Below are 10675 nucleotides of genomic sequence, written 5' to 3'. Positions count from 1 at the left end.
CAACTGCTCGACGGGTTCCTCAAGGAGATCGGCGATGAAAAGGCCCGTGCCGACTGGCTGAGCGGCAGGGGAGCCGACAGATTTCTGGCGTGCGACGCGGCGGGGGCCTTCGCCGCGAAGAACGACGCCGAGGTCAATACGTGCGACCCGGCCCCGGACTTCACGTCCACGGCATTCACGGTCAAGGTCACGTCCCTCGGGTCCGTGGGCCGGTCGGTCGTGCCCGGCACGGAGAACCGCAAGGCGTACGCCCGAGCGAAGGCCGTCGTCGAACCCCGCTGTGCCCTGGCCCCTGACGTTCCGGGGCACGATGCGGAGGGCAGGGACGGCGACAGCGGGGCCGATGACAAGGGGAAGAGCCCGCTCATCGAACTCATCTGTGATGGCCGCCCGTTGTCCATCGATCCAGAGAAGCCCGACCCCCTTCCCCGAGCCCAGGACCTGTTCACCGTCCGCCTTGCCGACTGACGGTCGACCGACCAGCGAAGGAACGCCCCTCATGAGCAATCGGCACACGACGAAGGCCCTAAGGAGCGCGGCTGCGGTGGCGCTCACGGCCACCATGGCCATCGCAGTGACCGGCTGCGGCGGTGACAGCGGCGGATCGAAGTCGGATAAGGACTCGTCCAAGGAGTCCGCCGCCCCGCAGGGCGACGGGAACAAACCAGTGGCCCAGTCGACCGCGGCGATCGGCGAGATGAAGGGGGCGGACGGCATCGTCGTGACCCTCAATTCGGCGGTTCGCGACGACGGCGGATTCCTCACGGTGAACGGCACGGTGACGAACCGGGGGAGCAAGGTGTTCAACGCCTTCGCGTGGCGCTCCAAGGAGACGGAGATGAGATCGCAATCGTCGATCTCGGGCGCCTCGCTCGTGGACGCCGCGGGGAAGAAGCGGTATCTGATCCTGCGGGATACGGACGGCGAATGCCTGTGCTCGACGGGTCTGTACGGCATCAAGCCGAACGAAAGCCGCCCCATCTTCGCCCAATTCCCGGCCCCGCCGCAAAGCGTCACGCAAGTCGACTTCCAACTCCCCTCCATGCCCACCGTCAACATCAAGATCTCCGGATGAGCGTCCCCATGACCACCCTCCGGGCCACCCGCCACGGTGCCCTCCTCGCCGCCGCCCTCACGGCTGCGCTCCTGGCCGTGAACGCACCGCCGCCCCCCGCCGCACGGGCCGACAGCGGCCCCGGCGTGCCGGCCGACTCCAAGCCGCCGCTGAAGATCGACGCGAACGACCCGGACCTGAAGATCCGCTCCGGCGCCAAGCTCGCGCCCGGCCGGGTGCTCGACATCAAGTCGGTCGTGGAGACCGACAACGGCGACGAGCGCCGCGAGGACACCAACGTCAACGTCACCTTCGCCCTACAGGCCGAAGTCCTCTTCGCGAAGGACAGCGCCAAGCTCGGCGGCGAGGCCAATGCCCGTATCCGGGCCATCGCCGACGAGATCAAGAAACAGAAGACCACGAGCCTCCGCGTCTTCGGCTTCACCGACAACCTCGGCTCCGCCGCCCACGGTCTGGTCCTGTCCAAACAGCGCGCCGACGCGGTCCAGCGCCAACTCGCCCAGGACCTGGGCTCGTCCGCCGTCTCCTACCAGATCCGCGGCTACGGCGAGGCGTACCCCATCGCCGACAACTCCACCGAAGACGGCCGCAAGAAGAACCGCCGCGTAGAGGTCAGCTTCCCCCGCTCGAAGAGCTGAGCCAGCCGCCCCGCCCCATTACTGGGGGCTCTGCGTCGATCCAGGCGGGATCATGCAGGGGGAATTGATCCCGAGGGCGATCTCTGTATTGCCATCGCGTGTCTTGGCGGATTCGATCCCGATGAAGAACCCTCCCTTCGAAGGGCGCGCTTCCAGAATCATGCTCTGGTTCGGGGGCTTGTAGGCACGTTCCGTGCTGATGGTGTATCCCTGATCCACCAGCGTCTTCCGGAGTTTCTTCGCAGCCTCGTTGTGCTGCTCCGGTGGCACTGTCACCCACGCGCTGTACATCAGCAGGAACCTGTCGTCCGTGGCCTCCTCGCCGTTTTCCCCGTGCAGCCCAGGAAACGGACATCCGGCTGCCGCGAGTTGACGGGCTTCCCTATCACCTTCGCCAAACGCTTGGTGAAATCGCGGGCCCAGCCCTGCGCGTGCTCCCGGCTCATGCGGGGCAGCGGGTCGTTCTTACCCTTTTCGTCGGCTTCGGACATGCATCCCCCCAGTGTCATGACGGCGACGGTCGCGATGGCAACCGCACGAGAGCCTTTGAGCGCGGCCCCTCGGTCGCGGCGCTGATCGGTTATCACTTGATTCCTTGCGGGACATTGGGGAAGGGGTTCGGGATGCCGCCGGAATAGCGGTCCGGGTTCCTGGCCGGAGTGGTGGTTATGGGTTCGCCGGTGATGATGCGCCCCTGGTTGGTCAGACTCTCGCTGGGCTGGTCTCCGGTGGTGTAGTCCCAATAGCCGCTGTGGCGCTCGCCCGCAGGTCGTGCGGCGGAATGCGCAGCTTGTCGCTCACAGCGCCTCCTCGCCTCCTCGCCTCCTTGCCTTCCGCCAACTGGCGTGCTGCTGAGCAGCGTTGATGTCGGTGATGGGTGGTCGACTTTGTCAGCTCGCGTCAGCCTTCAGCACAGATGACACCCCTACTCTCATGAGTACGGATGCTCATGGACTCGGGGCTCCGCCGCTGCTATCGCCGTCCACGACGCCGGGGCATGTCATCCGGGCCGGCTCCGCTCCAGGTGGGAGAGCGAGCGCTGCACGGTCCGGACGAAGAGGCGGGGGCGGTGGAGGACGTCGTCGCGGGTGAAGCGGAGGAGCTGGCGGATCTGCGGGGACGACGTGAGTTCGTTGAAGCGGATGGTGTCCTCCTGGTGGGCGGCTCTGGTGCCGTGCCAGGCGAAGCCCTCGATCTCCACGGCCAAGCCCTGTTCGCGGAAGAGGAAATCCACCCGCCGGGTGCGGCCCTGCGCCGTGACCACCTCGGCCTGGGAATCGGGGTGCAGGCCCGCCTCGTGCATCTCCAGCCGCGCCTTGGACTCGGCCGGTGAGCCCGACGACGGGTCGGCCAGGGCCAGGGCCTGCCGGGCCGTGCCGGTACGGGCACGGCGCGGGCCCGTGGTGAGGGCTTCGGCGACCTGCGGGAGGTCGGCCATTCTCCTGGCGAACACCGAGTCCGCCGCGATGACCGCCGCATGGCAGGGGAGCGTACGGAGCAGGTCGCAAGTGGTCCGTACGACCGTGGTGACCCGGATGCCGTCCACATCCGTGATCTCCTCGTCGGCCAGCGGAAGGTGGTGCACCCGCATCCCGTACACCGTGACCGCCGCCGCGCCCGAGGCGTCCGTCAGCTCTATGGGGTGGGGGCCGCGCCCCACCTCGATGCGGTGGGCGGCGGCGGCCGTGCGGTGGCTGACGGTCAGCCGCGGGCGCTGCAACTGGAGGGCCCGGAGCCGCAGCCGCAGGTCGATGTCCTTTCCGGGCGCCGCCCACGCGCCCCGGTACATCGCGGTCCAGCCCGCCCGGCGCAGCATGCGCGCGGTGCGCGAGGAGTTCAGGCCGAAGGCGGCGGCCTGGGAGGAGAAAAGGATGCCGCCCTGAGCCATCGCCAGATCGTGCAGGGTGTCGTTGTCCGCCGTCATTGCTCAAGGACAGCGCACCTTCGCGGCCTCCGCGACCCCTGTGGATAACTCCGGTCGTTCGGCCCTCAAAGCGGTGGATAACCGGTGGAACCCCGCACGACGCCGCCAAGTCGGGGTGTCCGGTGCCCCGGTCGGCGGGCAGGATGGGGCTACCGAGGGGTATGGGCGAGGGAGGCGGGAAATGAGGGGCCGCAAGAGGGCGTTGGTGATGGTGGTGACCGTGGTGACGAGCCTCGGGCTTGTCGCCGGGCCCGCCGGAGCTGCCGGGCCCGCCGGAGCCGCCGACGCCGTCGATGCCGAGGGCGGGGCGCCGGCCTCGTACCGGATGGCCCGGAATGCCGCGCCCGTGCGGGGTTCGGCGGCCGGTGACGCCGGCCCGCGGCTGCTGTCCGGAGCGCACACGTACAAGGACAGCATCAAGCCGGGCGAGAAGAAGTACTACAGCGTCGACCTGGACGCCGTCTCCAACGCGTACATATCGGCCGTCGCCGTGCCCCGCCCCGGCGCCACGATGGGCGTGCGGGACGGCATCGACGTCTCGCTCCAGACCGCGGACGGCATGCAGTGCGGCATCAGCCGCCACCGCTCCTTCCTGACGACGGGCGGGGCGTATCCCGTCGGCGACTACGCGGACCGCGTGATCACGTCGGGCGGCGCCTGCCAGACGGCGGGCACGTACCGCTTCGTCGTCCAGCGCGGGGAGGCGATGGGCGGCGAAGCGGCGGCGATGCCCGTCGAGCTCAAGTACGCCTCCGTACCCCCGCGGAAGCAGCCGCCGCCCGCCAAGCCGACAGACCCCTCCGCCTCCGCCTCTTCAGGAAAGTCCCCCTCCGGCTCCGCCCGCGACATCACCGGCGGCACCGGCTTCAACGACGCCCCCGCCGCGTCCACCGGCGTGTGGACGGACGTCGTCCGGCCCGGCGAGACGCGCTTCTACCGCGTGCCCGTCGGCTGGGGACAACGGATCTACGCCGACGCGGAATTCGGAGTGACCGCGGCTGCCGGGTCAGCGGCATCGGGGACGTCGACGGCATCGGGGGGCAAGGCATATGTGATCAACGGTGTGCGGCTGGGCCTGAACAACCCCGAGCGCGGCTACGTGGCCAACAAGACTGTCGGCTACCAGGGCAGACCCGCCGCCCTCTCCCTCGACACCGTCCCCGCCGAGCCCGGCAACGCCTCCGGTACCGCGCTCGCCGAGTCCGCCAAGGCGATGCGGTTCGCCGGCTCGTACTACCTCCAGGTCAGCGTCAACCCGAAGGTCGCGGAAGGCGGTTCGGGCGCGGTGCCCGTCACGCTCCGGATCGACGTCACCAAGGACGACAAGCCGAGGCCGACGTCCGGCGCGGGCGCCGGCGCCACGTCCGGGGGCGATGCCGGACAGCAGACCGCCGGTGCGAGCGGCCAAGGCCGGGAGGGGTTGCGGGCCGTCGGGTACGCGGGCGTGGGCACCGGGTCCGCGCTGCTGGTCTGGATGGGAGGCTGGACGGTCCTGGCGCGCCGCCGGGCGGCGGCCCGCCGGTGACCCACCGTCCAGGGTGAGCCGATTCGCATCAGCTACGCGCGAATCGCCACCCGCACCCCCGCGTGCAGCCCCCAGCGCGCCATGGCCCCCGCCTCCGCCTCCAGGATGTGGCGCGAGCGCGGGCGGGGCACGCCGAGGCGGCCGGGGCGCATGGTGCGTACGGCCAGGACGGTCAAGTCCCGGTCGAGATAGGCGACGTCGATGGGGAACCGCATCCGGAAGGTGTGCACGCTCGTGGCGGGGGTGAGGAGCAGCGCGCCCCCTATGCCGTCGCGGCCGAGCAGCCCGCGGGCGCGGGCGCGGTAGGAGGCGGCGATCTCCAACGGCACCGCCACGTCGGGAAGGTGGAGTTGGGATCTGCCGTCCTGCCAGCGGGCCATGGCGTTCGTTCTATCAGACGGTCACGCCGCGCGCCGGGTCCGTAGGCTCGGGTCGTGTACGCGCTGCTGCTGATCCTCGCCCCGCTCTACGGCGCCGCCGCGGGGACGCTCCTGCCGCGCCCCCTGTACCGGCTCGCCGTGGAGCCCGGCCAGCCGTGGCGTTCGGCGTGCCCCCATGGCCATCCGATAGCCGGGTGGGCGGGGCGCGCCGCGTGCCGGGGATGTCCGGCGGACTCACGGACGTACGGACCGGGGCCGTGGCTGTCGGCCGTGGTGACCGCCGTCGCGTGCGCGGCGCTGGCCGCCGCGGTGGGGGCGCGGCCGGAGCTGGCGGTGTGGCTGCTCGCCGCCCCGGTCGCGGTGGTGCTGGCCGGGGTCGACCGGGCGGTGCGGCGGCTGCCGGACGTGCTCACGCTCCCGCTCGCCGCCGGGCTGGCCGCGCTGCTCGGCCTGGCCGCCCTGGTCCCCGGCGCCGCCGGGTCGTGGACGGGCGCGCTGCTCGGCGGCGCGGCGCTGGCCGCCGGGTACTTCGTGCTGTTCCTGGTCAATCCGAGCGGCATGGGCTTCGGGGACGTGAAGCTGGCCGTCGGGCTGGGGTGCGCGCTGGGCTGGTACGGCTGGGGCGTGCTGTTCGCGGGCGCGTTCCTCGGGCTGCTGCTGGGGTCGGTGTACGGGGTGTGGCTGATGGCGTCCGGACGCGGCCGGCGCGGCACGACGATGGCCCTGGGCCCGTACATGATCGCCGGAGCGTGGCTGGGGCTGCTGCTGGGCGGAGCGGCGGCGTGACCAGACTGTGTGACAAGGCGGTGTGGCAAGACGGTGTGATCAGGCGGTGGACCCAGGTGACATGGGGAGCGAGGGGCGAAAGGGGCCTGTGGGGCGAACGCCGAACGCATGAACGCCTCGGATGTCCCGTTTGAGACTGAATTCGGCACGGAGTAAACGAATTGCCGCATAAGGTAGTTCGTACGGGCGTATGTGCCCTACAGTCGCTTACGCACTGCTCACACGCGACTGCTGGAAGTGCATCGCGCGGGCCTGCCTGGAATCTCCTGCCCTGGGAGAGGTGGGCCCGCGTCAGGGAGACGAGCCACCAGCTGTCGCACGTGTGACGTCAAGTCGATGATGACGATGGGGGACGCTCTCGGGTGGGACGGCTGAAGGGGGGCGCCGCACGGGCCCACTCCATGGCGTACGCCCTCCGGCGGCCGGGTGACGGACCCGTCCCGGCGGAGCGCCCGACGAAGATCCGCCGAGGCCCGGCCCGTCAGCGCGTCACGCGCCGTCACCCGCGCCGATGCACGGAGCACGCCCTCCGAGCGGTTAAGGTGGAACCCCCCCCTCGGGCCGGTCCGTAACCCCCCCCCACGGACCGGCCCGCTTTTTATGCGTCCCTACGGGGCGCGGTGAGGCCCCTCTTATAAGAGGGGCCTTTCCCATGGAGGGCCTTTTCGCGACCGCCGCTCCACAGGTCCCGCGCTACAGGTCCCGCGCTACGACCGCCGCGCCCAGATGTTGACCCCCTCGGTGCTCACCGCGTAGGAGTCGATCTCCGCCAGGTCCTCCGCGGTCAGCTCCGACGCGCCGAGCGCCGCCACGTTCGCCTCCAGCTGCCGCACGCTGGACGCGCCGATCAGCGCCGACGTCATCCGCTCGTCGCGCAGCACCCAGTTCAGGGCGAGCTGCGCCAGCGACTGGCCGCGCCGCCGCGCGATCTCGTTCAGCCCGCGCAGCCGCCGTACGACCTCGTCGGTGAGCAGCTCCGGGTCCAGCGACTTGCCCTGCGCGGCGCGCGAGTCGGCCGGGATGCCGTCCAGGTACTTGTCGGTCAGCATCCCCTGCGCCAGCGGCGCGAAGGAGATGCAGCCCATGCCCTCCGCCTCCAGCGTGTCGAGGAGCGCGTCGTCCTCGGTCCACCGGTTGATCATGGAGTAGGAGGGCTGGTGGATCAGGGCCGGCACGCCCATCCCGCGCAGCAGCCGCGCCGCCTCGCGGGTCTGCTCGGAGTTGTACGAGGAGACGCCCGCGTAGAGCGCCTTGCCCTGCTGGACGGCGGACGCGAGCGCGCCCATCGTCTCCTCCAGCGGCGTTTCGGGGTCGAAGCGGTGCGAATAGAAGATGTCCACGTAGTCGACGCCCATTCGCTGGAGCGAAGCGTCGAGCGAGGAGAGCAGATACTTCCGGGAGCCCCACTCGCCGTACGGGCCGGGGTGCATCCGGTAGCCGGCCTTGGTGGACAGGACGAGCTCGTCGCGGTGGGCGCGGAAGTCCTGCGCGAACAGCTTGCCGAAGTTCAGCTCGGCCGAGCCCGCGGGCGGGCCGTAGTTGTTCGCCAGGTCGAAGTGGGTCACGCCCAGATCGAAGGCGCGGCGCAGGATCGCGCGCTGCGACTCCAGGGCGCGGTCGTCGCCGAAGTTGTGCCACAGCCCGAGGGAGATCGCGGGGAGTTTGAGGCCGCTGCGGCCCGTACGCCGGTACTCCATGGAGTCGTAGCGTTCCTCGGCGGCGCGGTAGGACAGGGGGTCGTTCATGTGGATCTGCCTATCACGGAGTTGTGACAGGGCGGGTTGGGTGAGGGCCGTGTGCGGGCAGTAGGCTTGCGCCCTTGGGGCGTCAGCCATGCACGGAGGGGCTAAAACACGTGAACTTGCGCGACCTGGTGTACGGGCTCTACGCCCGCCGGGTGGAGAACCGCCTCGACCACGCTCAGGTGCCCAAGCACATCGGCGTGATCCTCGACGGCAACCGCCGCTGGGCGCGGGCCGACGGCCGCACGACCGAACAGGGCCACCAGGCGGGCGCCGAAAAGATCAAGGAACTGCTGGGCTGGTGCGCCGAGACCGACGTCGAGGTCGTCACGCTCTGGCTGCTGTCCACGGACAATCTCGACCGGCCCGAGAACGAACTGCGCCCGCTGCTGGGCATCATCGAGAACACCGTGCGCGGCCTGGCCGAGGACGGACGCTGGCGGGTGCACCACGTGGGCACCCTCGACCTGCTGCCCGACCGCACCCAGACCGTGCTCAAGGAAGCCGAGCAGACGACCTACGACAAGGGCGGAATACTCGTCAACGTCGCCGTCGGCTACGGCGGGCGACAGGAAATCGCGGACGCGGTGCGCTCGCTGATCCTGGAGGCGGCCGAGCGCGGCAGCTCCTTCGAGGAACTCGCCGAGATCGTCGACGTCGAGCACATCTCCAAGCACCTCTACACGCGCGGCCAGCCCGACCCCGACCTGGTGATCCGCACCAGCGGCGAGCAGCGGCTCTCCGGCTTCATGCTCTGGCAGAGCGCGCACTCCGAGTACTACTTCTGCGAGGTCTTCTGGCCCGCCTTCAGGAAGGTCGACTTCCTGCGCGCGCTGCGCGACTACGCGGCGCGCCACCGCCGCTACGGCGGCTGAGAGCCGCCCGCCGGCGCGTCGCGGCACCCGGGCGCGGCCGGCCGACACGCGGGACGACCCGTCCGGGCGTACGGGGCCCCGCCGTACGGACTACGGCGTACGGGCTCCGCGCGAAGCGGCCAGCGAGATGATCGAATCGTTCACCTGCTCGTCGCATATGCCGTTGCATGGGCGCGCACGTTAGAGGGAATATCCCTGTCAGGTCGACGGTCTGTCCAAGATCGTCGAACTGCCAGCGGGCGGCATGGGGCCGCCTGCCCGGGAGGCCCTTTGCAAACGGACGACCGTGCGGATCGTACGGACGACGCGGAGGGCCGGCGTCCGGCCCTCGTAGGGCCAGGACCCGGTCCATTCCCGCGCGACGACGTCGCACCCCGACCTCTCCCGAGGGGGTTCGTCCACCCGTGGTGACCAGCAAGAAGCGCCGTGAGCACGACCGGCGCACCTATGTCCTCGACACCAGCGTCCTGCTGGCCGACCCAGGCTCGATGTCCCGCTTCGACGAGCACGAGGTCGTGCTGCCGGTCGTGGTGGTCACCGAACTGGAGGCCAAGCGGCACCACCCCGAGCTCGGCTATTTCGCCCGGCAGGCCCTGCGCCTGCTGGACGGCTACCGGGTGCAGTTCGGGCGGCTCGACGCGCCGATTCCGATCGGCGACTTGGGCGGGACGCTCCGGGTCGAGCTCAACCACTCCGACCCGGGCGTTCTTCCGGCGGGCTTCCGGCTCGGCGACAACGACTCGCGCATCCTGGCGGTCGCGCGCAACCTCCAGGCCGAGGGGCACGACGTCACCGTCGTCTCCAAGGACCTGCCGCTGCGCATCAAGGCGTCCTCCGTCGGCCTGCTCGCGGAGGAGTACCGCGCCGAGCTGGCGATCACCGACTCCGGCTGGACGGGGATGACGGAGCTTGCCGTCTCCGCCGAGCAGGTCGACGAACTGTTCGCCGCCGAGAGCGCGGACGTGCCGGAAGCCGCCGAACTGCCCGTGCACACCGGACTGGTGCTCCAGTCCGAGCGCGGCAAGGCGCTCGGCCGGGTCGCGGCGGACGGCTCGGTCCGGCTGGTGCGGGGCGACCGGGAGGCGTTCGGCATCCACGGCCGCAGCGCCGAGCAGCGCATCGCGCTCGATCTGCTGCTCGACCCGGACGTCGGCATCGTCTCCATGGGCGGCCGCGCGGGCACGGGAAAGTCGGCGCTGGCGCTCTGCGCCGGCCTGGAGGCAGTCCTGGAGCGGCAGCAGCACCGCAAGGTGATGGTCTTCCGCCCGCTGTACGCGGTCGGCGGCCAGGAGCTGGGCTATCTGCCGGGCAGCGAGTCGGAGAAGATGAGCCCCTGGGCCCAGGCCGTCTTCGACACGCTCTCGGCGGTGACCACCGCCGATGTGATCGAAGAGGTGGTGGGGCGCGGCATGTTGGAGGTGCTGCCGCTCACCCACATCCGGGGCCGCTCGCTGCACGACGCCTTCGTGATCGTCGACGAGGCGCAGTCCCTGGAGCGGAACGTCCTGCTGACCGTGCTGTCGCGGATCGGTGCCAACTCGCGCGTCGTGCTGACCCATGACGTGGCGCAGCGCGACAATCTGCGGGTCGGCCGGTACGACGGCGTGGTCGCGGTCGTCGAGAAGCTCAAGGGCCACCCGCTCTTCGCGCACATCACGCTGAACCGCTCGGAGCGTTCGCCGATCGCGGCGCTGGTGACCGAAATGCTGGAGGACGGGCGGATCTAACGG

10 protein-coding genes are annotated in these 10675 nt (G+C 70.5%); 7 read left to right on the top strand and 3 right to left on the bottom strand.

The annotated features are described in order from the left end of the window. The 3 genes from ACFU99_RS18830 to ACFU99_RS18820 all read left to right on the top strand — a co-directional run. Positions 1-468 (top strand): hypothetical protein (locus ACFU99_RS18830; protein ID WP_384393124.1); only part of this gene is annotated, 468 nt, incomplete at its 5' end. Between the two features lie 31 nt (positions 469-499). Beyond that, positions 500-1075 (top strand): hypothetical protein, encoded by a 576-nt coding sequence (locus ACFU99_RS18825; RefSeq protein ID WP_384393121.1) that lies wholly within the window; start codon positions 500-502, stop codon positions 1073-1075. Then, positions 1072-1713 carry an OmpA family protein gene (locus tag ACFU99_RS18820; protein WP_384393118.1) on the top strand — a complete coding sequence of 214 codons (642 nt, stop codon included), beginning with the start codon at positions 1072-1074 and terminating at the stop codon, positions 1711-1713. Before ACFU99_RS18825 ends, ACFU99_RS18820 begins: the two co-directional genes overlap by 4 nt. 1000 nt (positions 1714-2713) lie before the next feature. Here the strand turns inward: ACFU99_RS18820 and ACFU99_RS18815 are convergent. Continuing rightward, positions 2714-3637 carry a hypothetical protein gene (locus ACFU99_RS18815; protein ID WP_384393115.1) on the bottom strand — a complete coding sequence of 308 codons (924 nt, stop codon included), beginning with the start codon at positions 3635-3637 and terminating at the stop codon, positions 2714-2716. A gap of 181 nt (positions 3638-3818) precedes the next feature. On the opposite strand from ACFU99_RS18815, the gene ACFU99_RS18810 reads away from it, so the two are divergent. Further along, positions 3819-5162: a hypothetical protein gene (locus ACFU99_RS18810; RefSeq protein ID WP_384393112.1), complete on the top strand. Its 1344-nt coding sequence runs from the start codon at positions 3819-3821 to the stop codon at positions 5160-5162. Between the two features lie 32 nt (positions 5163-5194). Here ACFU99_RS18810 and ACFU99_RS18805 read toward each other — a convergent pair whose 3' ends face one another. Further along, on the bottom strand, positions 5195-5542 hold the full coding sequence (locus ACFU99_RS18805) for a DUF192 domain-containing protein (RefSeq protein ID WP_384393110.1): 348 nt from the start codon (positions 5540-5542) through the stop codon (positions 5195-5197). A 54-nt stretch (positions 5543-5596) separates the two neighbouring features. Here ACFU99_RS18805 and ACFU99_RS18800 point away from each other — a divergent pair, with 54 nt between their 5' ends. Then, complete coding sequence (locus ACFU99_RS18800; protein ID WP_384393107.1) at positions 5597-6328, top strand: prepilin peptidase; 732 nt, start codon at positions 5597-5599, stop codon at positions 6326-6328. Positions 6329-7035: 707 nt separating this feature from the next. On the opposite strand, the gene mgrA is transcribed toward ACFU99_RS18800, so the two are convergent. Further along, on the bottom strand, positions 7036-8073 hold the full coding sequence (gene mgrA / locus ACFU99_RS18795; protein ID WP_384393104.1) for an L-glyceraldehyde 3-phosphate reductase: 1038 nt from the start codon (positions 8071-8073) through the stop codon (positions 7036-7038). A 110-nt stretch (positions 8074-8183) separates the two neighbouring features. Here mgrA and ACFU99_RS18790 point away from each other — a divergent pair, with 110 nt between their 5' ends. Further along, on the top strand, positions 8184-8945 hold the full coding sequence (locus tag ACFU99_RS18790) for an isoprenyl transferase (RefSeq protein WP_384393102.1): 762 nt from the start codon (positions 8184-8186) through the stop codon (positions 8943-8945). Between the two features lie 404 nt (positions 8946-9349). Beyond that, positions 9350-10672: a PhoH family protein gene (locus ACFU99_RS18785; protein ID WP_384393099.1), complete on the top strand. Its 1323-nt coding sequence runs from the start codon at positions 9350-9352 to the stop codon at positions 10670-10672. Positions 10673-10675: the final 3 nt, after the last annotated feature.

It is taken from the genome of Streptomyces sp. NPDC057654 (assembly GCF_042800135.1).
Taxonomy (GTDB): Bacteria; Actinomycetota; Actinomycetes; order Streptomycetales; family Streptomycetaceae; genus Streptomyces.
The sequence above is the reverse complement of the archived record's forward strand: the minus strand, read 5'-3'. Positions and strand labels throughout refer to the sequence as shown.

Excerpts from the sequence above, each read along its gene's own strand:
- ACFU99_RS18825 (WP_384393121.1), top strand. The coding sequence starts at position 500 with ATGAGCAATCGGCACACGACGAAGGCCCTAAGGAGCGCGGCTGCGGTG.
- ACFU99_RS18820 (WP_384393118.1), top strand. The coding sequence starts at position 1,072 with ATGAGCGTCCCCATGACCACCCTCCGGGCCACCCGCCACGGTGCCCTC.
- ACFU99_RS18815 (WP_384393115.1), bottom strand. The coding sequence starts at position 3,637 with ATGACGGCGGACAACGACACCCTGCACGATCTGGCGATGGCTCAGGGC.
- ACFU99_RS18810 (WP_384393112.1), top strand. The coding sequence starts at position 3,819 with ATGAGGGGCCGCAAGAGGGCGTTGGTGATGGTGGTGACCGTGGTGACG.
- ACFU99_RS18805 (WP_384393110.1), bottom strand. The coding sequence starts at position 5,542 with ATGGCCCGCTGGCAGGACGGCAGATCCCAACTCCACCTTCCCGACGTG.
- mgrA (WP_384393104.1), bottom strand. The coding sequence starts at position 8,073 with ATGAACGACCCCCTGTCCTACCGCGCCGCCGAGGAACGCTACGACTCC.